At 50.1% G+C, this 24,599-nt stretch carries 18 protein-coding genes and 1 riboswitch; of the genes, 11 read left to right on the top strand and 7 right to left on the bottom strand.

Features of this window, described 5'->3' with window-relative positions; translation table 11 throughout:
• Positions 1-14 precede the first annotated feature (14 nt).
• Positions 15-3,650 carry a 5-oxoprolinase gene (locus EYQ01_04260; GenBank protein HIE65017.1) on the top strand — a complete coding sequence of 1,212 codons (3,636 nt, stop codon included), beginning with the start codon at positions 15-17 and terminating at the stop codon, positions 3,648-3,650.
• Between the two features lie 9 nt (positions 3,651-3,659).
• A complete protein-coding gene (msrA, locus tag EYQ01_04255; protein HIE65016.1) occupies positions 3,660-4,190 on the top strand; it encodes a peptide-methionine (S)-S-oxide reductase MsrA in 531 nt (176 codons plus the stop codon).
• Between the two features lie 254 nt (positions 4,191-4,444).
• Here msrA and EYQ01_04250 read toward each other — a convergent pair whose 3' ends face one another.
• Both EYQ01_04250 and EYQ01_04245 read right to left on the bottom strand, forming a co-directional pair.
• Positions 4,445-4,675 (bottom strand): hypothetical protein, encoded by a 231-nt coding sequence (locus EYQ01_04250; GenBank protein HIE65015.1) that lies wholly within the window; start codon positions 4,673-4,675, stop codon positions 4,445-4,447.
• 384 nt (positions 4,676-5,059) lie between these two features.
• On the bottom strand, positions 5,060-5,401 hold the full coding sequence (locus EYQ01_04245) for a cytochrome c (GenBank protein HIE65014.1): 342 nt from the start codon (positions 5,399-5,401) through the stop codon (positions 5,060-5,062).
• A 107-nt stretch (positions 5,402-5,508) separates the two neighbouring features.
• On the opposite strand from EYQ01_04245, the gene EYQ01_04240 reads away from it, so the two are divergent.
• The 3 genes from EYQ01_04240 (at position 5,509) to EYQ01_04230 (ending at position 9,918) form a co-directional block, all read left to right on the top strand.
• Positions 5,509-7,674 carry a hypothetical protein gene (locus tag EYQ01_04240; GenBank protein HIE65013.1) on the top strand — a complete coding sequence of 722 codons (2,166 nt, stop codon included), beginning with the start codon at positions 5,509-5,511 and terminating at the stop codon, positions 7,672-7,674.
• Between the two features lie 64 nt (positions 7,675-7,738).
• The gene (locus EYQ01_04235) at positions 7,739-8,686 is read left to right on the top strand and encodes a CPBP family intramembrane metalloprotease (GenBank protein ID HIE65012.1); all 948 of its coding nucleotides are present in this window, start codon (positions 7,739-7,741) and stop codon (positions 8,684-8,686) included.
• A 656-nt stretch (positions 8,687-9,342) separates the two neighbouring features.
• The gene (locus EYQ01_04230) at positions 9,343-9,918 is read left to right on the top strand and encodes a hypothetical protein (GenBank protein ID HIE65011.1); all 576 of its coding nucleotides are present in this window, start codon (positions 9,343-9,345) and stop codon (positions 9,916-9,918) included.
• Positions 9,919-9,949: 31 nt separating this feature from the next.
• Here the strand turns inward: EYQ01_04230 and EYQ01_04225 are convergent, their stop codons facing one another.
• The 3 genes from EYQ01_04225 to EYQ01_04215 all read right to left on the bottom strand — a co-directional run bounded on the left by EYQ01_04225 (position 9,950) and on the right by EYQ01_04215 (position 13,256).
• Positions 9,950-10,969: a hypothetical protein gene (locus tag EYQ01_04225; GenBank protein ID HIE65010.1), complete on the bottom strand. Its 1,020-nt coding sequence runs from the start codon at positions 10,967-10,969 to the stop codon at positions 9,950-9,952.
• A gap of 281 nt (positions 10,970-11,250) precedes the next feature.
• Positions 11,251-11,982, bottom strand: coding sequence for a hypothetical protein (locus EYQ01_04220; protein HIE65009.1), 732 nt, complete (start codon positions 11,980-11,982; stop codon positions 11,251-11,253).
• A 71-nt stretch (positions 11,983-12,053) separates the two neighbouring features.
• Positions 12,054-13,256, bottom strand: coding sequence for a hypothetical protein (locus EYQ01_04215; GenBank protein HIE65008.1), 1,203 nt, complete (start codon positions 13,254-13,256; stop codon positions 12,054-12,056).
• Positions 13,257-13,411: 155 nt separating this feature from the next.
• Positions 13,412-13,509: riboswitch (cyclic di-GMP riboswitch) on the bottom strand.
• 529 nt (positions 13,510-14,038) lie between these two features.
• Here EYQ01_04215 and EYQ01_04210 point away from each other — a divergent pair.
• The 5 genes from EYQ01_04210 to EYQ01_04190 all read left to right on the top strand — a co-directional run bounded on the left by EYQ01_04210 (position 14,039) and on the right by EYQ01_04190 (position 20,656).
• Positions 14,039-14,383, top strand: a complete 345-nt coding sequence (locus EYQ01_04210; protein HIE65007.1) for a hypothetical protein — start codon at positions 14,039-14,041, stop codon at positions 14,381-14,383.
• Between the two features lie 44 nt (positions 14,384-14,427).
• Positions 14,428-17,010 (top strand): M1 family peptidase, encoded by a 2,583-nt coding sequence (locus EYQ01_04205; protein HIE65006.1) that lies wholly within the window; start codon positions 14,428-14,430, stop codon positions 17,008-17,010.
• 102 nt (positions 17,011-17,112) lie between these two features.
• Positions 17,113-18,627, top strand: coding sequence for a lysine--tRNA ligase (gene lysS / locus EYQ01_04200; GenBank protein ID HIE65005.1), 1,515 nt, complete (start codon positions 17,113-17,115; stop codon positions 18,625-18,627).
• A 24-nt stretch (positions 18,628-18,651) separates the two neighbouring features.
• Positions 18,652-19,962 (top strand): FtsX-like permease family protein, encoded by a 1,311-nt coding sequence (locus EYQ01_04195; protein HIE65004.1) that lies wholly within the window; start codon positions 18,652-18,654, stop codon positions 19,960-19,962.
• On the top strand, positions 19,955-20,656 hold the full coding sequence (locus EYQ01_04190) for an ABC transporter ATP-binding protein (GenBank protein ID HIE65003.1): 702 nt from the start codon (positions 19,955-19,957) through the stop codon (positions 20,654-20,656). The genes EYQ01_04195 and EYQ01_04190 overlap by 8 nt, the downstream gene beginning before the upstream one ends.
• 2 nt (positions 20,657-20,658) lie before the next feature.
• On the opposite strand, the gene EYQ01_04185 is transcribed toward EYQ01_04190, so the two are convergent.
• Positions 20,659-22,233 carry a hypothetical protein gene (locus EYQ01_04185; GenBank protein HIE65002.1) on the bottom strand — a complete coding sequence of 525 codons (1,575 nt, stop codon included), beginning with the start codon at positions 22,231-22,233 and terminating at the stop codon, positions 20,659-20,661.
• Between the two features lie 28 nt (positions 22,234-22,261).
• Complete coding sequence (locus EYQ01_04180) at positions 22,262-22,885, bottom strand: hypothetical protein (GenBank protein ID HIE65001.1); 624 nt, start codon at positions 22,883-22,885, stop codon at positions 22,262-22,264.
• A 205-nt stretch (positions 22,886-23,090) separates the two neighbouring features.
• Here EYQ01_04180 and gltX point away from each other — a divergent pair, with 205 nt between their 5' ends.
• The gene (gene gltX, locus EYQ01_04175; protein ID HIE65000.1) at positions 23,091-24,530 is read left to right on the top strand and encodes a glutamate--tRNA ligase; all 1,440 of its coding nucleotides are present in this window, start codon (positions 23,091-23,093) and stop codon (positions 24,528-24,530) included.
• Positions 24,531-24,599: the final 69 nt, after the last annotated feature.

The following is a 24,599-nucleotide window of genomic DNA, read 5'->3' as shown; positions in this document are numbered from 1 at the left end:
GTGAGGTCTTGAGGATGGGTGCCGTAAGGGATAAAAAAAACTCGGAGGACAGTGACGGTCGGTGGCAATTCTGGATTGACCGGGGGGGGACCTTTACCGATCTCATCGCGCGCCGGCCAGATGGCACGCTTCGAACGCATAAACTCCTCTCAGAAAATCCAGAACGCTATCGTGATGCGGCCGTACAAGGCATCCGTGACCTACTCGGGCTACGCCCGGATGAAACGATTCCTTCAGAATGCATTGAAGTCGTCCGGATGGGGACGACGGTGGCCACAAATGCCCTTCTTGAGCGGAAGGGAGAAGGTCTCCTCCTGGCGATCACACGGGGCTTTCGGGACGCGCTTCCTATCGCCTATCAAAACCGGCCTAAACTTTTCGACCGGGAGATCATCTTGCCGGAGCAGCTTTATGAGAAGGTGGTCGAGATAGAAGAACGGGTTATGGCCAGGGGTGAGGTCTTGATTCCTTTAAACCTGGACGCGGCTCATAAGGAGCTCCAGGAAGCCTATGACCAGGGCTTTCGATCGATTGCCATCGTCTTCATGCACGCTTACCGGTATCCGGATCATGAACGAAAGCTTAAGAAACTTGCGGAAACGATTGGTTTCGATCAGATCTCGACCAGCCATGAGTGCAGTGCCTTGATTAAGCTTGTTGGCCGTGGCGACACGACGGTTGTTGATGCCTACCTCTCTCCCATTTTAAAACGGTATATTTCTGAGTTTTCGGCCTCGCTTGGAGGTGTGAAGGTCTTGTTTATGCAGTCGAATGGCGGACTTGTTGACGCGGGGCTGTTTCATGGGAAGGATGCCATTCTTTCCGGACCGGCGGGCGGCATTGTCGGGGCGGTGAAGAGTGGTGGCGAGAGCGGGTTTGCGCGGATGATCACCTATGATATGGGGGGGACCTCTACTGATGTCGCCCATTTTGATGGTGTGTACGAACGGTCATTTGAGTCTCAGGTTGCCGGGATCCGACTGCGTGCCCCGATGCTGAAGATCGATACGATTGCGGCGGGTGGGGGATCCATTTGTTTCTTTGATGGTTTACGTTACCGGGTCGGACCGGCCTCTGCCGGTGCGGACCCGGGTCCGGCCTGCTATCGCCGCGGCGGACCCTTGACAGTCACCGACTGTAACCTGATGGTGGGTAAAATCCAGGCCCGATTTTTCCCCAGCGTCTTCGGGCCAAATCAGGATTTGCCATTAGATGCCGATATTGTTCGTTCACGCTTCGCTCTCCTGGTCAAAGAGATTAAAGAGGCGACCGGCCTTGTGCGTACCCCGGTCGAGGTTGCGAAGGGTTTTCTCAAGATTGCCATCGAAAATATGGCCAATGCGATCAAGAAGATCTCCATCCAGCGTGGCTATGATGTGACGGAATATACCCTTAATTGTTTTGGCGGGGCGGGCGGACAACATGCCTGTCAGGTCGCCGATGCGCTCGGGATCAAGACAATTTTTATACACCGATTTGCAGGTCTCCTTTCGGCCTATGGCATGGGATTGGCTGATCAGCGGATCTTGCGGGAGCAGTCGGTCGAGGTGAAATTGAGTGAAAGGGCGATGCAGCAAATCAAAGCAATGCTCGACCAACTTTCCGGAACGGGGACGAAGCAGATGCTGCACCAGTCTGTACCGCTAGATCGGATCACGGTTCGGCGGAAGTTGTATTTGAAATATGTGGGGACGGATACTTCGATTCCCGTCGACTTTGGAAGGCTCCGGGAGATGGCCGCTGCCTTCGAAATGGCTTATCGGAGGCGTTACGGTTTTATCATGCCGTCGAAGAAGATAATTGTTGAAACGGCGGCGATTGAAGTGATTGGCGCGTCTGTTGTTACACCTTCGGAAGCCGAAGGACCCATGCGGGGTGATGGCAGATTGGAACCGATCACGATGGTGGTAGCCCATATCGGGGAGGAGACTTGCGATACTCCGGTTTTCAAGCGCGAAGCGCTCCTACCGGGAGATAAGATTGTTGGTCCGGCCATCATCAGTGGATCTTATACGACCACGGTTGTAGAGTCCGGCTGGCAGGCGGTCTGTACCTCACGTGGACATCTACTCCTGACACGTCAGACACTGCCCACTCGGGGCGTCGCCATCGGGACCCAATGTGATCCGGTCATGCTGGAGGTCTTTAACAATCTCTTTATGTCGATTGCCGAGCAGATGGGGGTAAGGCTCCAGAACACGGCCTATTCGGTCAACATTAAGGAACGCCTTGATTTCTCCTGTGCCCTCTTTGATCATCAAGGCAATCTCATCGCCAATGCGCCCCACATGCCGGTCCATCTTGGTTCGATGAGTGAGAGCGTGCGGGCCATTATTGATTCAAACCGGGGAAAAATGGGTCCTGGTGATGTTTACCTCCTTAACTCACCTTATAACGGCGGGACCCACCTTCCTGATATGACCGTGGTGACACCGGTCTTTAAAAAGGGTGGAGATCAGATCCTCTTCTTTGTCGGAAGTCGGGGACACCATGCCGATATCGGCGGGATCACCCCTGGATCGATGCCCTCCAACAGTCAAAGGATTGGGGAAGAAGGGGTCCTGATCGACAACTTTAAACTGGTTGAGGATGGACGGTTTAACGAGAAGGGCTTGCGCGAAGAACTTCTTTCATGTGATTATCCTGCACGCAACCCCGATCAGAATATCGCCGATCTGCGTGCACAAGTTGCGGCCAATGAGAAAGGGATACATGAACTCCACAAGATGATCGATTACTTCGGTCTTTTGACGGTCCAAGCCTACATGGTCCACGTTCAGGAAAATGCAGAGGAGTCTGTACGGCGTGTGATCCACGTCCTCAAGGAAGGCAGCTTTACCTCTGCCCTGGACAACGGGAGCAAGGTGAGGGTTGAGATCAGGATCGACCGAGCCAAACGCCGCGCCGTCGTTGATTTCTCCGGTACGAGTCCACAGCAGCCGAATAATTTTAATGCACCGAAGGCCGTCTGCCGGGCAGCGGTTCTTTATGTCTTCAGGACATTGGTTAACGATGACATTCCAATGAACGAGGGCTGTCTCAGGCCGATTGAGATCATTATCCCGGAGGACTCGATGTTAAGTCCGCATTACCCGGCGGCCGTGGTGGCCGGAAATGTGGAGACCTCACAGGTGATTGTCGATGTCCTTTACGGTGCCCTGGGGGTGATGGCTGCATCCCAGGGAACAATGAACAATGTTACCTTTGGGAATGCGCATACTCAATATTATGAAACCGTCTGCGGCGGTTCCGGAGCGGGACCGGGTTTTGACGGGACCCCGGCCGTCCAGACGCATATGACGAACAGCCGATTGACCGATCCGGAGATACTGGAGTGTCGTTTCCCTGTTCTCCTCGAACGTTTTGAGATTCGCCAAGGAAGCGGTGGCGCAGGTCTTCATCGCGGGGGAGACGGGGTAAGACGAGAGATCCGTTTTCTTGAGAAACTGGAAGTTGTTGTCCTGTCAAACCGTCGGAAGATTCCCCCCTATGGTCTTGCGGGCGGCTTGCCGGGAAGCCTGGGCCGGAACTGGGTGGTTCGGGCTGATGGAAGCATTGTGAATATGTCGGGGGCTGATCGGCTCGAGCTTGTTTGTGGTGACCGTTTTATCATTGAAACGCCAGGCGGCGGCGGTTATGGGGAAAAATAGGAGGTAACTATGGAAGTGGCGACACTGGGCGGAGGGTGTTTCTGGTGCCTTGAGGCGGTCTTTATCGCGTTGAAGGGAGTAAAAACGGTGGTGTCAGGGTACTCTGGTGGTACGGTATCCAATCCGACATATCAGGCGGTCTGCGCTGGAACGACGGGTCATGCCGAAGTGGTTCAGGTAACTTTTGATCCAACGGAAATCTCGTTTAAAGACCTCCTGGAGGTCTTTTTTACACTGCATGATCCGACCACCTTGAATCGCCAAGGGGGTGATGCGGGAACACAATACCGCTCGGTGATCTTTTTTCACTCAGAGAAACAGAAGCGTGTTGCCGAACAGGTCGTGAAAGAGGTTGAAGCAGCCCACATCTGGGAGGATTCGATTGTAACCGAGTTGTCACCACTCTCGATCTTTTACCTTGCGGAAGACTACCATCAGGCCTACTACGAAGGGAACGCGAGCCAGCCCTATTGTCAGGCCGTCATCGCCCCCAAGCTTGAAAAATTACGCCGGAGCTTTCTAGATAAGCTCAAAAAGTGACGTGCCGGTTCAACTTGCCGCTCATTCCCCTTCTGTCGTTGTCCGCAAAAAGGATGTTCGACCCGGCATCTTAGGGAACCTCTGAATAAGTCATGAATTGTTTTTTCAAGGTTAAAATGTCCCGCTTCTGCTTTGAAAATCTTGTAAATAGCAGGCTATGGCTTCGCGAGAACCATCCTCTGCGATTTACGCCTTGAATCGAAACATTTTATCTCATGAAAATTTACCCAGACTTAATCAGGGGTTCCATAAAACTAAACACAGCTATTAAAGAGAGGGCTCTGGTGAGATGCGTCCGGATCGCCTGTGTTGAGAAAGAGAAGATAGTGAATCACCTCATGGCGCCATACATGGAGGCTTCCGACCTTGAGAGAATTGGGCGCAACATATTCGCCGCTACACCCAGCAGCGTAAAACTTGCACGGGAAGACAGGGGGCATCAGGACCACTGAGATGTTTTCAAACTCCCCTTCATATTGTCCCATTTCCAATTCGACACACCCTTTGGTCTCAGTAAATGAAGTCTTTAGGAATGTTTGTGTTGAGGAATCGATAAACAATCCTGGTGGGAGTTCAGGCCCTGCAGAGGCTTTTTCCCCGCAAGCGGTTAGGATGAATATGGATATCAACCCGAGCAGAATGCAGAAAGGTCTTTGGAGATTCTTGATGTTCATGAAAAGTGATCTCAAATGGGAACGTTTACTATGTGTTTTCTCGGTTTGGAGGACAGAAAAGAATTAAAGCCCTGGTGAAATTAGGATGAAAGGCTGAGGGAGAGAGTAGATGAGAGAAAAGGCAAGTAATACATGCGAGTGAAGTGAGTTGACAGGGTTTGGCCCGGAGATTCCGTTCTTTTTCTGTAAAGGAACTTACAGGGGCGAAACCTTCTCCAGCCAGTCGATGATCTGAGCGATCTCTTCTTTCGTAAGCAGGTCTTCAAAGCGAGGCATTCTTCCGCGGCCTTTGAGAACGGTGACTGTAAACTTTTCGGAAGGCATCGTCTTGCCGGACACCACGAGGGCAGGGGCGCTGAATTTTCCCTCGCCCCGCGTCCCATGACACTTGACACATCGGATGGCCTTCCGCGCAATTCCGCTGTATAACTGCCCTCCAGGGTGGTCGGGGAGTGGAATATCTTTCTTCGCGCAGCCCATGAATAAAAAAAGGAGAATGAACCCCTGGAGAAATTTTCGCAATGGGAAGCCTCTCATGCAGATTAGATTAAGCGTAGTTTAACTGCTTAAGTGTGGGATCGTAAAGTAAAAACTCATATTTTATTTCTTGCCTTTTCTCAGCTTCTTTTTTAGACTCTCACATTATGCTTTTTTCATGGTTGAAACAAACAAAAGTGGAAAAGAGTGATCCCCTTTCGGTCTTGTTCGTCGTGATCCTTTTTTTTTCAGGGGTAGGGGACATTCTTGCACAGGAGCCCCTAAAGGGTTCCTTCGAGGCGATCCCCGTGGAAGTAAATTCGATACGAATCGATGGCCTTTTGCAGGAGCCGGTTTGGCGGGAGGGCAGTTCCGCGACTGTTTTTACACAACAGGAGCCCTTTGTCGGGGTTCTTTCGTTGACGGCGTCAGAGGTTCGTATTGCCTATGATGAAGGGAATCTCTACATCGGGGCCTTCTTGAGTGACCCCCGGCCAGACCTTGTTCAGGGTGATGAGCGGCAGGAGGATGCGCTTTTTGATCGGAGCGATGCCTTTGCGGTTTTAATCGATACCTACCATGACCACCAGAACGGGTTCTTTTTTGAAACCACGCCTTTGTCGGCAATGGCCGACGCACTGGTCAGCCAGGAGGGGTCTCAGGTCAACCGGGACTGGGACGGGAAGTGGGAGGTTGCGGCGCGGCGGACGGCCACTGGGTGGTCTGCTGAGTTTAGAATTCCATTTGAGACGCTCCGGTTCAGGTCGGGCGATGCACAGACTTGGGGGATTCAATTTCGCCGTCGTGTTCCTCATCTGAAAGAGATCTCGTTCTGGAGCCCGCTCAGTGCAGAACAAACATTTTTCGAGGTCTCGCGTGCGGGACATCTCAGAGGTGTTAATCCGCTTACCCAGGTCCGGCCTTTCTCGATCAAGCCCTATGCGAAAGGGTCTTATGTAAACGACAAAACCGGGATTAACCACATCTCTGAGACTGACTTGGATGGCGGACTAGATATTCGGTATCGCTTCCGGACAAATATGACACTGGATCTGACCTACAATACTGACTTTGCCGAAACAGAAGTCGATCGCATCCAGGTCAACCTGACCCGATTCCCGCTCTTCTTCCCTGAGAAACGAGAGTTCTTCCTTGAAGGAAAAGGCTTTTATAATTTTGGCCTCTCCGGTCGGATTCAGCCCTTCTTCAGCCGCCGGATCGGTCTCATCAGCCGGCAGGCCATCCCCATCCTGGTGGGTGGAAAGCTGAGTGGGAAAATCGGTCCATATGGGGTCGGGATGCTTCTCATGGAAACCGAGTCGGAGGGAGGAAACCCCGCAGAACGATTTGGCGTCCTCCGCCTTTCGCGTGATATCGGTCTCCGCTCAAATGTTGGATTGATCGTAACGGAACGGGGAGTGCGGGGCGACTCCGGAAGTGAGACGATTGGAGTGGATGGAGCCCTCTCACCCAATACTCATCTGACGACGAACGCATTCTGGCTCCACTCAGAGGGAGACACTGGTAGAGAACGGGGTCAGGCCTCCTTCGGTGAGATTCAATGGCGGGACCCTTTCTGGCGAATTAGACTCAACCATCTTCGGATAGATGAGACCTTTTCTCCGGCACTGGGCTTCGTTCGGCAGACCGATCTGATTGAGACCTTCGGTTTTGTCGATATCCGTCCACAGCTGGGGGAAGGATTGATTCGGGAGATCGGCTTCAAGACCGAGATGACCCATCAAACTGATGACAACGGCAACTTTTTATACCGGAGCAATTACAATCGGATTCAGGCCGATTTTCGATCTGGAGATTTTATCCTGTTTAGTGTCGATCCCCAAAAAGAGCGGCTCCCGGAAGATTTTCAGATTCGTCCCGGCATTCTGATTCCGGCGGGGACATTTACCTATACCCACTACAGCATTTTCTTCTTCAGCGACAGCCGACGGCCTCTTTCCACTGTTGCCAGTATCTTGTGGGGTGGTTTCTTTGACGGACGTAAAGCCTCTATCGATCTCAGTCTCACGGCCGCACCTGCTGAGGGCATAAAGGTGGGTGCCGGTTTGGAGATCGACCAGGTCCATCTTCCCCAAGGCGAGTTTACCTCTCAGATAGTGGATGGGAATATCGCCTGGTCGCTGAGCAATCGGCTTTTGCTGCAGGGATTAATACAATGGGACAAAGAAGACGACTCCCTCGCCGCAAACCTCCGTCTTTCGTGGGAGTATAGGGAAAATAGCTGGTTCTACCTCATTGTCAATCCCGCCCGTCAAAAGGCTGCCGACACCCTCCTCATCCTCACCAAGATCACCTGGCTCTGGGAGCCGTAGGAGCAAATATTTTGAATCCCCTGAGGTCATCGAGAGTCAGGGGTCAATATTCTTAGTTACAGGCATGGAAAATATGACGCTTCGTATCTTGTATTTTGCCATTCTAGGGTGGTTGGGATGGTCTTTTTCACCCAATAAAAGTGTTGTTGCAATGGGGCGATCGATTTTTGATTACCAAACCTGGAGTATCTGGCTGGGTATTTTTCCTGCGATACTGATACACTTGGTGGGTATGGTTGCCGGGGTCCTGTCGCCGGATCGGCCGACAATATGGTTAGGCTATATCGGTATTGAGGCGGTTATTCTGGTCATCCTTCTGATTCTTTATCCTACTTTTATCAGGAAGCCCTATGCGGTGCTTGGATTTTCTTTCCATCAGCTTCCGCGACAACTGGTGATGGGTTTTCGATGGATCTTAGGCTACTTCATTATCGGGAATGCGTTTCTTTATCTGGTTTCTTTTACTCTGGTCACGGTCCTCAAACTGCCGGCCATTCTCGAGTGGGTGATCGTTCGTCAAAGGCAGACTATGCTCGGTGGTGGTGTGTTGCTAGGCTTGATTGAAACCGAATTTGGCGTGGGGTTTCTCTGGATTCCTGTCTTATTTCTGGTACTGATTGGACCCCTGCTGGAAGAGCTTGTGTTTCGGGGTTTTTTATACGGCCCGATACGGCGCAGGGTCGGCTCCACTATTGCGATCGTTCTCACGGCCACTCTCTTTATGCTGGGACATGGCCACTTTTCTCAAACGACATTTGTTTTCGGTCTATTATTTTCCTGCTTGTATGAATCAACACAATCCCTCGTGCCCAGTGTCCTCTTTCACGGGCTGCTCAATTTCAGGGTCGTTCAATTTTATCTTGAACGGAATACGCCCTTGAATCCCGCGCTGGAGGTGTCTGAAGCAGGGTGGAGAGTTCTTTTTCTTGTATTCATTTTTGTGCTTGTCTCCATCCTTCATCGCAAGATGAGAAAAAGAGGGCATTTTGTCCCTTTACCGCTTTCATTATGATGGGGGTGCAAACGCAATCCCCGTACTATTAAGTCGGGGTTAGCGAGAGAATGAAAAATAAAATAGTTTTTTATATTGGGTCTAGAGTTTTTTCGACTCGGCGGTGGGGATCGTCAATTTTGAAATAAGAGAGGGAGGGGCGCAGGGTGATTGTTTCAGATGAGCTTAAAAGAATTAAAAAATATCCGGTCTGTTAAGGACCCGGATGCGACCGCAAGCATTGCATTTATTTGTGAGGCGCTGACGAAATTAGATAGAAGTTTTTCACGCGTCAACACCAGGATGCGTAGATTCCAGGCACAGCTTGATCAACTCCAAGCTCACGCCAAAGATTAATTTTTAAAAATTGGTTGTGAAGAATCTCGGATTCAAGTTTGGAGTGCAACGGTTAAAGAAGTAAAGGTATCAAAGAATACCTCATAGGGAGTTCTAAATCCCAGTGATTTTCTTGGCTAAGCAGCGTGTAGCGCATCTGTGCTCCTCTCGCTTGGCGGTAAAACCATGATGCTGCCGCAGTTTGTCTCCTCACCGCACTGAAAGAGTTGCACTTACAAGTTGAATTCACGTTCTATAGAGGGCGGGTTGTGAGTCAAGAGAGAGATATATTAATGACAAGATCAAGGCCAGGTCGTAAAAATATAAAATCCTGTTTTAGGATGCTTTCTATTTTATTTGTCCTCTTCGGGTTGTCCCTTTCTTTGGGGATTTCTTTTATTTCCGCGGCTAAGGTTCTTACATCGATCGAGGTTTTTAATTCTCGCAGTATTTGGAAAGATCTTCCACCCGGTTTCCTGGATGCTTTGTCGGAAAAGCTCGGCTCAGCGGCAGTGGCAACAGAATTTATCGCCTTTTCAGAAACGAGCGGAATTCTACATAATGAGATTTTGAAGCTTGTTCATGAGGAGCCTTCTCTGGCCATAGGGTTGGTCGCTCAGGCGGTTTCGCGCTATGCCAATTTATTTGGAGGACTGGGTGAATTCGGCGAAGCAGAACGGATATTAAAGATCGCGCTCTTAATAAGACCCAGAGATCTGAATGCCATGCTCAACATGGCATTCGCGAGTCTCGGTCAAAATGATTGTAAAACAACAAGGATCATTGCCGATAAGGTGCTTGTCTCCAAACCCGACCCTCAGAGCCTTGATGTCCTTGAAGTCAGGGAGGTGGATAAGTGGAGCGACTTTAAGAGAATTGCAGAAGGGCTTAAGGATATGTGTCGTGGGAGGGATTGAGCCAAATCCGTGCTTACGGTCGGATCTTTTTTTACTCGATCTCAGTGAGAAGTCGGGTCAGGACCCACCCCTGCTTTCCCGTCGGGGTCCTGACCTCAGTCCATTCATTCTGAGTCTGTATTGAATGTACGAATGAGCCGCTGGAAAGGCGCGTGCGAATTTGAGATGTTGTGGCAGGGTCTGACCGCACGTTGAGGATATCAGGGGTGGTCACCTTGTAAAGTTTCTTTCCAAGCGCAGGAAAACGTCCGGTGAGTATTAGACGTTTGAATCTCTCTTGGCCCTTAGAGAGTTCCGCGGTACGAACAAAAATCCTCAGCGTCATGTCACTCAGTTGGAGTGGATTCAGTATTGATGCCTCCATCGGCCTTGGTGAGTTTCCTTTAATACGAAGTTTGACCTTGAAAGGACCGGGATTCGGACTTTCAAAGAGGGTATACGTTTTTCCTCCGACCTTCAATTTAATTGATTCAAGGTCTCTGTCCGAAGGATCTTTAATCGTCGTGGTCAATTTGAACTCGTCTTCCCAATAGAGTTGCATCTGATCTCGATAGCGTGATGGGATAGGAATTATTGTGCGGCCGTCCAGGAGCACGACTGCGTCATCTATTCCCCTGGGGGGTTTGAATGCGTGCTTGAATGCGGATTTAAAAGAGACGAGTTGCTTTTTTTTGAGATCATCCGACATCTCTGCCATATCTCTGGTTGTTGTCTCGATTCGTTCTCTGAGCGCGATAATTTCCATTACATGGTCTGCGACCCGTTCATGAAGCCGGGAATTGTCTTCTTCCAGATTCTCACGAGATGTCGTTTCCTTTATTACTGTTTGTTGGTGGATTTTATCCTTTGCGATGCCGAGTCCGAGCGCAATAACAAGGCAGAAAAGGGATATCCAGCCTCTGGGGGTAATTCTATTTAAAAAGGCGACTTTGTCTGGAGACCACCGGTCATCATCAAAGGCGAAGGTTGATTGACCGAGCGTATCACCGCCAAAGGCGGACAGTATGGCCACAACCCCAAAGAACACAAGGGCAACATTGATAAAAAACACCGTTCAGCGTCCTCTCATTATTAATGATCGACAACAATATTAGATATTCCAGATAGGATCAAGCCTTAAATTGTAGCATGATTTATCGGAGGGTGCTTAGGAAAGTTCTGAATAAGTCATGACTCGCTCTTTCGGGGCTAAAATGTCCCGCTTCTGCGTTACAAATATTGAAAATAGCGGGCTATGGCTTCGCGAGAACCATCCTCTGCGATTTTTGCCTTGAATCGGAATATTTTATCACCTGAGAAACGCAACCCAGACTTATTCGGAGCTTCCTTAGGTTAAACTTTTATGGAGAGGAATGTCCCACGGGATCGATAAAATTCAACTGTCGCAAATCGAGCTCCCACAAAATAAACGGGGCGGTTCTGTGACCACGCCTCTCGGCAATTTGTAATTCTGACGGTCCCCTTCAATAAGGGTGATTCAATTTTGAGCTCCGTAGAGCGGGCCATTTTTTCTTTAGAGATAAATCGCACCCCTTTTGACGAAAGATCAATGAGTTTCCCCGAATGTTTCTTCTCAGACTGAAAGTATTGATAAGAGAGATTCCCTTCTTTCTGATGACGGTCGGATTCCCTCTGTTCAGATGTTTGAGTGCTGTGATGAGACTTTTCCTGGACCCGCTTTCCGCATACCGGACACCGGCCTTCATGAAAGAGGTCAGGAGAGCCCTTGCCATCCTCTTCGCAGACAGGACACGCTTCTTTTTTTATTGATTCCTGCTTGGTAGTACCGGATACGGAACGCTTACTCTGTTTTTCAAACAGACCTTGATCGTAGTCTGCTCTTTTTTTAAGGTCACTCAATGTTTGATAGGCATCATTAATCAATACGGCTGCTGTGGCTGTGCCTCCCAAATCGGGATGGTTTTTCAAGCGGCCCATCAAGGTTCGATAACTTGCCTTAATCACCTCGGGAGGGGCGTCCGGTTGTACTTGTAAGATTCGGTAATAATTACGTCGGTTTTTCAAGGTCAAGAGTCCTAAGTAGAAAATTACTTCCAGATTGATCTATTGAACAATCCTCGCCTCTTCGGGGCGAGGATTGTCGTACCCTGTGCATTTTGCCATGGATCCCTTGTTTAAAGCTCATGCCATGAGTTCAGTATTAATGGTGCGTGGCCAATGGCGTTTGTCAAGGCCTTACAGCTGTACTGAATGCTTGTATTTCCATTAGACTTAATTCTGAAGTTTTCCACGCTGGTATCTTCGTTGGTATTGGCAAGGATGATTCCCCCGGTGATGGAATCATTGCCGTTTGCCTTTATGCGATCGAACCCCGCGTCCCCCGTGATAACGATGAGACCGTTCCATTCGAAGTTGCCATTAAATTCAACCCGTCCTTTCTTGGATGTTTCACTGTTGATGATGAGAATACCGTATCCTGTTGTGTTGCCATTAAATTTCATCCTTACATCTTCCCCAGTCATCATAATGACTGTAACCTGGGGATCATCAACTGTTCCCCAAACGACATCATCATTATTGACCTTCTTATCATCAACAATAATTGTTTGATCTGCCTTTTCTCCGAGCAGTGAGGCGATATTCTGGACCATGGTCGGGCTCATATCACTCGGACGAAGTTGAATGCTGGGATTCAGTCCGATACCCGTAATGTTATCACCTGCGTGTTTCTTCACATCAATATCGGTATAGGTGTCCATCGAATCAACTGAAATCCCAGCTTTGTGCTCTGCACAGTCACTCCCAACGACAGGTGTTTCGTCCGCCGGAAGGTCGCCGTTGATCGTGGCGTTTCCGGAGAATTTAATTCGGCTAAAGTTTCCGGAAACGCTCATGGAGGCGTTAATGGGCAAAGTTAATGCCGGATTGCTGACCTCCGCCTCAATGGTTTTTGATCCACCGGAAGGATTCACTGCTATTGAGGTGACAAAAATACTGTTTGTATCTGCGACGTTTCCCGAATCGCTGGTATTGGAGACCTTAACCGTGTATCCCATGCCTGGGGTTCCGTTGAAATCACTTACCGTGATCCAGGACTGCCCGACATTGGCGGCAACAACCACATCAAAGTCCTGTCCCTTGAGCTCCCGAAGGGCATGCTGTACGCCGGCCTCTGCCACATAGAGTGTTTCTGCGGTGACTCGTTTATTTCCACCAAGATGCAGCTCAGTGGAGGTCGCCATGATGGATGCCATGCCGATTGTAGTGACTATAGCAAGCATTAGCAATGAGATGACTAAAGCCATTCCCCTTTCATTGTGAAGGCAGTTCAGTGAACATTTGACTAAGTTTCCCTGTCTGCTTCCTTCCTTTTCCATAGTTGATCCTCCTATGATAATCTAAGAGGCTTTTTTCAAGAGTGATTTGGACAGGTGAAGTATTTAAGAACTGCCTTGCCCTTTTACACTCATAAAAAAAGCCCGTTCTCTTCAGAAACGGGCCACTCGATAAAACTTCAGTTTTTCCATTTATCCGAGGTGGCCCAACCAGCATACCTTCCGACTGAAAGAAAGAAGGTGAAGCTTTGTGACTTTGCGTCCCGATCTTTCGATCGGTTTGCCTTTATCTGGATTACATATGGTAATCCACGGCGCACGTCGCGCACCGGGACTCCCTTACTGAGGGGAATCTACGGCAATAGTACCATAAAATATTGCTTTGTCAATTTTTCTGGAAGATCAAGTTTTCATGGATGACGCCAAACGACACGGGTCTTGTTGTCCTATTGGGACAATCAGGTCCCGTCATATTGCTTTGATTCCTTTCTCAGTGTATCTTCTGATACTAAAGGACCCTCTGAATAAGTCATAGATTGTTTTTTCAGGGCGAAAATGTCCCGTTTCTGCGTTGCAAATATTGACAATAGCGGCTATGGCTTCGCGAGAACCATCCTCTGCGATTTGAGTCTTGAATTGAAACATTTTATCTCCTGAAAAATGGAAGAACCGTCCTATAAGAATGGGGAGGATTCTTCGATACGAGTTGAACTTAAATGATTTTATGCTTACGCGATGCGTACCAACCAAGACTTAATCAGAAGTTCTATAAATAAAGCCGTCATCAGGAAAGTGTGATGTTGTTGGATGGTCACCGCATCTTTATGCTGGGGTTGTTTATGTTTTCTTTGGGATCGGCGGGTTGCGAGTTTCCATCTGACCCTCAGGTCCGGCGGGTTTCTATTGTTCTCAAAGCGGAATCTCTGGGGGATGAGGCCTTTACCCCAAATCCTATCCGCGTTCCCCTGGCGGGAAAGATTATCTGGAAAAATGAAGATAATATTTCCCACTCCATTGTGGGGGACGCGAAATCGGGGCCCTGTGCCTTCAGGTCGGAACCGATTGGCCCGGGAAAGCGCTTCAAGAAGATCTTCTATAAGAGGGTTGTGTGTCGTTATTATTGTGGTCTGCATGGCCGTTCGATGCGCGGTAAATTCATCGTGGAGTAATGCCTCACGAAGAATGATTACGGATAATATTTAAGGGAGAATATATGAAAGAAGTGAAGAGAGACCGTTTGCCGGATTGTGTCCGGCCTGTCCTGTATGAGATTGCACTAAAAGTTCTTCCTGAAGAAAAAACTTTTTCCGGAAGTGTTCAGATTGACCTTCGTATTGATGCGCCTGTCCGGGAAATTATTCTTCATTCTCTTGACTTGAATATTGGTGGGGTGAAGTTTCAAGAGGGGGAGTCTGACCCGATTTCTGTCCGGATCAAGAAGGATCTTCCCTCAGAAACGATCTGTCTTTCATTGAAAGAACCGGTCCCAGCCGGTACGGCCCGGCTTTTCATCTCTTTTTCCGGCAGGTTGAACCGGCAGATGCGAGGACTGTATGAGGCCCATGCAGAAGGAGAGACCTACGCCTTTACACAATGCGAGGCGACCGACGCCCGACGGATTTTTCCTTGCTTTGACGAACCGGCGATGAAGGCCCGATTTCGCCTAAGCGTGTGCGTTCCTTCTAATCTTACGGCCCTTTCGAACATGCCGGTGATTGAAGAGAAACAGGATAAAATTCAGAGTGAAGGGATGAAAGAGCTTGTCTTTGATGAAACGCCCGTTATGTCGACCTATCTTCTGGCCCTGGCGGTTGCGAAGTTGGAGAAGGAGGAAATAAAGATTGCCGGGACCCTTGTTGCAATCTGGACGCTTCCGGGAGAACTTCATCTCGGGAAGTTTGCCTTGGAAGTCACCTCCTCCGTTCTTCCCCTTTTAAATGATTATTTTGATCTGCCTTATCCCTATCCAAAGCTCGACCTCGTTTGTGTTCCTGATTTTGCGATGGGTGCAATGGAGAACTGGGGGGCCATCTTTTTTCGGGATTCCTGTCTCCTGCTCGATAAGGATACCGCCTCGACGACGGCGCAGCGTCGCGTTGCCAATGTGCTTACCCACGAGATCGTTCATCAATGGTTTGGAAATCTGGTGACCATGGAGTGGTGGGACGATCTCTGGTTGAACGAATCTTTTGCAACCTGGCTGGCCTGTAAGATTGTCGATCAATGGCGGCCGGAGTGGCATTCCTGGGTGGAGTTTCAACAGGAAAAAGAGATCCCGCTTGCACTGGATGCCCTAGAGAGTACTCGGCCGATTCGAGCCAGTGTGGCAAGCAGTGCTCAGATCGAGGAGATGTTCGATGCGCTGACCTATGAAAAAGGCGCGGCCTGTTTGAGGATGGTTGAGCAATTTCTGGGGGAGGAGACGTTTCGAGAGGGTATTCGACAATACATCAAACAATATCAGTATAAAAATGCACCGGCGGAGGCGCTCTGGAAAGCCCTGGAATCGGCGTCCGGTCAACCGGTATCGGCCATTGCGACCGATTGGTTTACGCGACCGGGCTTTCCGTTGGTCACGGTCAAGGCCGGAGACGGCGATCTGCGGGAATTAATCCTCACACAGAAACGATTTCACGCCTCCGGCCAGGAAGAGGGTAATGAGGGAAGTCGCTGGACGATTCCATTCAGCCTCAAGTATGAAGATTCCGATGGGACCCATGTGCACCGCCTCCTTATCTCAGACGAGACGACACGGTGTCGTCTCCCCGGAGAGAGTGAGGTTCGCTGGGTTTTTGGGAATGCTGGAGAGAGCGCATATCTGAGGACTGATTATGATTCCCGTTTGCGGGATAAGCTACAACCGGTTATTGCGGCACAGCTTACACCTTCCGAGCGGATCGGAATTTTAAACCATAACTGGGCCTTGAGCAAGAATGGCGCACTTCCGATTTCTCGTTTCATGGAGATACTTTTCCGATTTAAGGGAGATAAAACGCGTGTTGTCGTTGAGGCGATGACTGGATATCTCGAAACACTATCACATCACCTGGTTTTATCCGGTGATCGCTCCGCCTTTGTCTCTCTGGCCAAAAGTCTCATTTTTCCGGTCTGGAAGGAATTGGGATGGGACCCGGCATCGGGGGAAAGCGATGATGTGCGTCTGGCCCGTGCATCCGCGCTTTGGGTGATGGGGGCAATCGTCCAGGATGTCGAGATTCTTTCAGAACTTCCCAGACGCCAGATCCTTTATCTCGCAAAGCGGGGATCTCTTGATTCGACCCTGGCGACTCCCCTGATCCGTCTTTGCGCGCGAACCGATGGCGGGACGCGTTTTGAGCAGTATCTCAATAAAATTAAGACCAGTAAGACTCCCGAAGATCGGGATCGCTACCTCATCGCACTTGCAGACTTCCAGAAACCGGCCCTCACCCGAAGGGTCCTGGACTTTGTCCTGTCAGAAGACGTTCGGGCGCAGGATTCCTGGAGACCGATCCGGGCACTCTTTGCGAATGCGGTGACGCAAGGGGAGACCTGGAAATTCGTCCAGGGTCACTGGAAGGAGTTGCGTGAAAAAGGAGGAAGTGTCGGTGCGCAGCGGATTTTACAGTCTACCCGTTCTTTGTGGGGGCAGGAATGGTATGGGGAGGTGGAGGCCTTTTTCGCGGCTCCGGAAAATAAGCTCCCCTCTGCCGAGCGGTCGCTTCGTCAAACCCTGGAGTTTATCCAGCTCGGTATTCGCTTCAAGGCGCAGCAGACGGAGGATCTCTCAACGTGGCTGCGGGAACGAAAGGGATAAGAAAGCGCTCAAGATCCGACGGTGAAATGAGAGACCTCAAGAACCTTGACGTATTTTCATTGAATCCTCTATAATGCTTTGTTTTTTAAAAGGAGTTGTCAGATGGGGACAGAGAATGATCAATATACCCAACGGGTTAAAAAGCTCCAGGCTCTCCGCGAGGCCGGGATCGATCCCTATGGTGCACGGTTTAGCGGAAAAACAGCTCTCCTTGAGATTCTGGATAAATATAATGCCGCGACAAAAGAGTCGCTTGAGGCACAGCCGGTATCGTACCGGATTGCCGGGCGGCTCATTTCGCTTCGTCGATTTGGGAAGGCTGCGTTTGCGCACATTCAGGATGCTTCGGGACGCCTGCAAGTCTATTTTAAAAAGGATCGCCTTGGGGAAGTGGGAAGCGCACTTTTCGAAAAGGTGGATATCGGGGATACACTCGGGATAGATGGTCTTCTTTTTCGGACAAAGACGGATGAATTAACCCTTGAAGCGAGCACGCTCACCTTTCTCTCAAAATCCCTCTATCCGCTTCCGGAAAAATGGCATGGACTCACCGATGTCGAGTTGCGTTACCGGATGCGGTATGTTGATCTCATCGCGAATCCGGATGTTCGGAAGGTTTTTATCCAGCGCGGGAAGATTCTTGATGTAATCCGGAACTTTCTGAAGGAAAGGGGCTTCTTGGAAGTGGAGACCCCGATGATGCATCCGATCCCGGGCGGCGCGGCCGCGCGGCCTTTTGTAACACACCACAACACGCTTGATGTTGATCTCTATCTGAGAATCGCACCGGAACTTTATTTAAAGCGCCTCATTGTCGGAGGTTTCGAACGGGTCTTTGAGATTAACCGAAATTTCAGAAATGAGGGAATGTCTACCATCCACAATCCCGAATTCACGATGCTGGAATTCTACATGGCCTATGCAGACTACGAAGAACTCATGACGATGACGGAAGAGCTCTTTTCAACGGTCGCACAGGAGGTTCTGGGGAAAACGCGGTTTACGTATCAGGGGACAGAGATTGATTTTACCTCTCCATGGGAGCGCCTTCCCTACCTTGAGGCTATCGCCCGCAAGCATGAGGTGCCCTTGGATGATCTTGCCGACGCCAAAAAGGTGGCCGATCTCCTGCTCCGGGTCGGACTCCCTGTCAAAGAAGAGGATTCTATCTGGAAACAGCTCAATATTCTTTTTGAGGAGACCGTTGAGCCTGAGTTGACGGGACCTGTCTTTATTATTGACTACCCGACGGAGATCTCTCCACTGGCAAAACGCAAGCCGAAACAACCTGAACTCACAGAGCGTTTCGAGTTGTATATCGCCTCCCGCGAGATCGCCAATGCTTTTTCAGAATTGAATGATCCGAAGGATCAGCGGGCCCGGTTCGAGGCCCAGGTGGCCCAGCGGGATGCGGGTGATCCGGAGGCACATCAGATGGATGAAGATTATCTAAAGGCATTGGAATACGGGATGCCTCCCACCGCAGGGGAAGGCATCGGAATTGACCGGCTTGTCATGTTATTGACTGACCAGGCCTCGATTCGGGATGTGATCCTCTTTCCCCAAATGCGGCCTCAATCCTCCAACAGCGGCACGACGATAGCAAGCCGGGATTAGTCCGCACCTTAAAGGAAAAACCTGATGTCCCTTCCCTATGAATTTTTTATTGGTTTTCGGTATCTGAAGGCGAAACGTCGCCGAAAGGGAGCTTCGCTGAACACCGTGATTTCGATCGGCGGGGTCACGGTGGGCGTTGCGGCTTTAATCGCGACCCTTGCCGTCATGACCGGTTTCAAGGAAGATCTGCGGGATAAAATCCTGGGAACAAATTCTCATATTGTAATCACTGACCGGACCCGGGACAACATCAGCGACTATCAAAGACTGGTTGAAAGAGTTGAGGAAGTCTCACTCGTCAAGTCGGCGACCCCTTTTATCTTCCGGCAGGTTTTGCTTTCCTCGCAGTCCAATGTTTTTGGAGTCGTCCTCAGGGGGATTGATCCTCAAAAAGAGAATGAGGTGACGGAGATTGGAAGAAATATGGTGGAAGGTACATTGAATGATTTGATGGACCCGCCCCCGCCTCTTCTCTTGGAGAGTTTGACCGGATCCGGATCTGATGTTGAACCTGAAAGGGTATATCCTGGTGTTATTATCGGAAGAGAGCTGGCCGGGCGTCTCGGGGTGTTCCGGGGAGAAATTATCAATGTCATCTCACCGGTTGGAAAGGATGGAAGCTCGATTGAGGAGTCACTTGGCGGGCCAATGGGCTTTACCCCGAAGATTCGGAAATTCCATGTGGTCGGTATTTTTGATTCAGGGATGTATGAATACGACTCTTCTCTGGCATATGTCTCGATCCGGGAGGCGCAGAAATTTTTTAATCTTTCCGATGTTGTTACCGGAATCGAGGTGAAAGTGAATGATATCTTCCTTGCCGCTGAGGTGGCTCAGGAAATAGAATCACGCCTGGATTTTCCTTTTCAGGCCCGCGACTGGATGCAACTTAACCGGAACCTGTTCACAGCGCTGGAGATGGAAAAGGATATGATGTTTGTTATTCTGATTTTAATTATCCTGGTTGCTTCGTTCAATATTGTCAGCACCCTCACGATGACGGTTGTCGAAAAAAGCAGGGAAATTGCCATTCTGAAAGCGATGGGGGCGACCCGAAAATCAATTACGCGGATCTTTATGCTGGAAGGGCTGATTATCGGCGGCGTGGGTGTCCTCCTGGGTATTCCCCTGGGACTTTCCATCTGCTGGGTCCTTCAGACGTTTTATACCTTACCGGGAGATGTTTATTACATCAGCCATCTCCCGGTCAAACTTCACGCTTTAGATGTAATCCTGGTTTCCGTGTCGGCGATGGTCATTGGGCTCCTCGCGACGATTTATCCCTCCCGGCAGGCCGCAAAGCTTGATCCCGTCGTGGCGCTGCGTTATGAGTGAGGCGCTTGCATCACAGGGAAGTGTTCTGATCGAGGTCACCGATCTCTATAAATCTTTTACCATGGCCGGAGAGGAACTGGTCATCCTCAAAGGGGTGTCGCTGACGATCCGAGAAGGAGAGGTTCTGGCGATTGTCGGCGCGTCCGGCGTCGGGAAGAGTACGCTCCTAAGCATCCTGGGTGGGCTCGACAGACCAAGTTCGGGGAAGATTACTTTTGATGGTGTCGATCTGTTTGGCCATTCTGACGCGGAACTGGCGGGATTCAGGAATAAGAAAATTGGATTCGTTTTCCAATTCCATCATCTCCTTCACGAATTTTCAGCCCTCGAAAATGTGATGATGCCCGGCTTGATCCGGCGGATGAATCGTGGAGATATTGAGACGGCCGCACGGGAGATGTTGAATTCCGTCGGACTTTCTCACCGCCTCAGGCATAAACCGGGGGAACTCTCTGGAGGAGAACAGCAGCGGGTGGCCATCGCGAGGGCACTGGTTCTTCAGCCCAAATTGATCCTGGCGGATGAACCGACGGGAAATCTCGATACCCATACCAGTGATGAGATCTTTGGATTGCTCAAGGAGCTTAACAGGAAAAAAGGGATGACCTTCATCCTAGTGACCCACAATGAAAGACTCTCGCTTCAGGCGGACCGGGTGTTCAATATGGTGGATGGAAAGATAGAGAGAGGATGAGGTTAAAAGAGCATTGTGAGGGCGAATTCGGCCTTTGCCTCCTCCGGGATCTCGTCACCGTCGATGTTGGTTGTCTCTTTTGAGATAGCCGCGGCGATATCGAAATTGAAGAGGAGAAGGTCCCATCCGATTCCGGCAGTATAGACAAGGCCGATATCACTTTCAGCAAGATTTTTATATGCGCCGCCTCTATAAATTGTTGGAATGATCCAGCGAAAATACCAGGGAAGTTCCTTGTTCAAGGCAAATTCGATTCCCGCACCCAAGGTCTGGGAGTCAAAACCCTTCCCAACTGTTGTCCCATTTTTTGTAAGATCTAGGTCAGCAGCAAGGGTGATAAAGCGGGTCGGCTTGTAGGCAAGTCCGGCCCGAATTTGAGGCCTTTCCGTAAGATGGTCCGGATCGCCCGGGAGGACGACCTTCATGTCGAACTCGGGGGAATTCAGATTCCGGCCGACGATTCCGAAGCGCAAACGGTCTCCAGGGCGGTAGAGGAAGGCGAGGTCCACACCGAAGTTGGTACTTTCAACAAAATCGTCAAGCGCGCCATTGAGGGCGGTGTCAAAATTAGTGTCAAAAAGCTTCGGGGCGAAATTATAGACGCGTGCTTTCATAAACTTGATATTTCCGCCGATGGCAAGGTCATCTGAGAGGGCCAGACCATAGGTCAGAGGAAATTCGGCGATGCCTATTCCCTTGAACTGGATTGTCGACGTGTTGTTTTCGATGGTTCCCCCGGAAGTTGGGCCGGTTGCGATACTATTTGCCAGAGTGGCTACATTCTCAATCTGTGTGGCAATGTCAGGTGGAATTGTCGTACCTGGAGGTGCGGCGGCCAAACCGGTATCCACGGCGTTGATGAACCCGATTGCTTGAGCGGAGGTCCATTCTAGTGTGGCGGTAAGATGAGTATTTAAAGCGGTTTCCTCGAAGACGCTAAGTCCGGTTGTATCTCCATTAAGAACTGTCGTACTGCAAGTGAAGCAGGAAAAATTTGTCGGGTCTGTAAAATCAGCGATGGTAAATGTTGTTGTCGTGGCATTTGTTTGCGCAATATTGACAAGATCAATAATTGCTCTTGCGGTGACATCGAGCGAGGCAGATCCGCCGAGTCCAAAATGGCCAAACTGTGTCCTGAAGCCGGCATTTTCAATAACAGTCAAGGCTCTGTTTGGATTCTCGTCAAAGGCCCTGAGCGTATCCAGGAGTTGAATGAAGTCGGAAACCTTGTCCAGGGGGATCGTGGCAGCACCGAGGACCGTAAAATCGAATTTTGAGAGGTCGTTCAGGAAGACCGCGAAGTCTTCATGACTCTTGGTCCCGACGCCGATATCCACCAATTGCAGGCTCCAGTCTCGACGCCCATAATCTCCACCGCCTGGATCGCTAAAAAACCCAAAGGCGGCGGGGTTCCAATAACTGGCGGTGGCGTCGTTGGCGACGGCGACACCAGCTCCTCCCATCCCTAAGGCCTTAGGCCCGATAATCTGCCATTCCCCGGCCATCGCTGTGAACGGCAGGGAGAACAAGACAAGCGAGAAAAAGAACATGCGTTTTAGCCGGCTTTCCTTCTTCATACGGTTAGAACTCCTACTCTAAGTTAGCTTAATGTGGCATCTCATTGATGAGAATCTCCAGAAGGTCATCTGCAATCTCCTCAAGTTTCGGCTTGAATAAGAGGTAATCTTCAGTTAGTTCATGGTTGGCTTTCCAGATGATCGTTCCTTTTGAGGCGTCTACCAGTTTCAATCCGAGACCGACCCTTCCCACCTTGTTCCCTTCCATTCGGCCATAGCCCCATGAAGTGATATAGGTCAGAAACAGCGCGTCGGCCTTCAGCTTGTTATGCAGCCGTTTCGCCATCTCGGAATCCGATACCCCCAGGGTATTGATTCTCTGGATGTAGGCCGAAAGGTCGATCGCGAGCTTCGGGGTTTCTAATGTTCGGGTCTTAATCGTGGTGACATCGACGACATTTTCGAACCACCCGCGATCGGCGAGGTTCCGGGAAACGGCCACATCAACGATATCTCTGGCCGATTCATACTGGCCGACTGTTGCCGGAAGGACGGCGATGGTTCTTGGATGGAAGTCTTTGGCTTCCGGACTGATTTGGCTGAAGTTAAGGCTACCGCAACCCACAAGAAAGGTGATTATCAGGAACAGGAGGAGTTTTTTTGTCGGTTCACAAAAGGATTGTTTCGCAGAGGGGCGCATCGGAAGTTTCATCGTATGTTCCTTTACAATTAATAATTGTCTTGTGGTATGAAAAAAATAATAGATTCTTCCGAAGGTTTGGGATAACGAATAAAAGCTATCAAGGGGATACACTTTTGTCAAGTAAACCCTCGAAAACTTTACTTTTTTACTGAAAGATGCGATAATTCGTCACTTTATTGGAAGCGACTTTAGTTTTGGTCTACTCGGAGAATAGATGAATCAGGTTCGCGTTCGTTTTGCGCCCAGCCCCACCGGATTTCTTCATGTAGGCGGTGCCAGAACCGCCCTTTTTAATTGGCTCTTTGCCCGTCATGCGAAAGGGAAATTCTTCCTCCGGATTGAAGACACCGATCTCTCCAGATCGACCGATGAGGCGATTGAGGCCATCTTTGACGGTATGCGGTGGCTCGGTCTTGATTGGGACCTCTGGGAAGGATCAGAGGCGAATCCGGTCCGTCAGACCGCCCGCTTCGACGTCTATCGGGAGAAGGTTGAGACCCTTTTAGAGCAGGAGAAGGCGTATCGTTGTTACTGTAGCCCTGAGGAGTTGGTCACCCGTAGAAAGGAGGCGCTCAAAGCGCGGCAGGTCCCGCGCTACGATGGGCGTTGCCGTCAGCTTACGGCCCCTGTTCCTGGGCGTCCTGCGGCGATTCGCTTCAAGGCCTCTTCCGTAGGGGAGATTGTTGTCGATGACATGGTCAAAGGGAAAGTGGTCTTTGACAGCAGGACGGTTGACGATCTCATTATCATGAGATCGGACGGTAGCCCGACCTATAATTTCTGTGTTGTGGTCGATGATGTCGATATGCAGATTTCCCATGTGATTCGCGGGGATGACCATTTGAACAATACTCCGAAGCAGATCCAGCTCTACAAAGCCCTTGGGTACGCCCAACCGCGATTCGGCCATCTCTCTATGATCCTAGGGTCGGATAAAAGTCGGCTGTCGAAGCGGTATGGCGCGACCTCTGTACAACAATACCGTGAGGAGGGTTACCTGCCGGAGGCGATGGTCAACTACCTGGTTCGCCTAGGCTGGTCTCATAAGGACCAGGAGCTCTTTACATTGCCGGAGATGATCGAGAAGTTCTCGATGGAACGCGTCGGATCCTCAGCCGCCATTTTTAACCAGGACAAGCTGCTCTGGATCAATGCGAATTATATCAAGACCGGTGATCTCGAACGGATTGCCCAATTGCTTCATCCTCATCTGCAGGGGCTTGGTATCGATCCCGGCCAACTCGACCCCGATCACTTGCTTAGGGTGGTGAATGCCCTTCGTGAACGATCACGAACCCTGAAAGAGATGGCCGAATCGGCCTTCTACTTTTTTTCAGACAAGATTTCGTTTGATGACAAGGCGCAGAAGTTTCTGACGGTCGAGAATCTGCTGATCCTTAAGACCGTCCGTGAAAAATTAGAAAAAATTCCATTCGAGCATGACCCGCTTCGGGAGGTCTTCAAGTCGATCAGTGCGTCGATGGATAAAAAGCTGGCCAAGGTTGCCCAACCGGTCCGTGCAGCCGTGACAGGGAAGACCGTGAGTCCGGGAATTTTTGATGTGCTGGAGGTTCTTGGAAAAGAGAAGGCCCTGGAACGTCTGGATTTCCAGATCGAAAGCTTGTCACAAACAGAAAAGGGTTCAATGCCCTGAGTCCCTAGGGTGCTTCTTCTGCGTGAATGGGAGCCGTCAATAAGGCGAGGAGTAAAATCAGTGGGAATA

The organism is Candidatus Manganitrophaceae bacterium (assembly GCA_012960925.1).
Lineage (GTDB): Bacteria > Nitrospirota > Nitrospiria > SBBL01 > JAADHI01 > DUAG01.
Note: the sequence above shows the minus strand (reverse complement) of the source record. Positions and strands in the feature narration are given on the sequence as shown.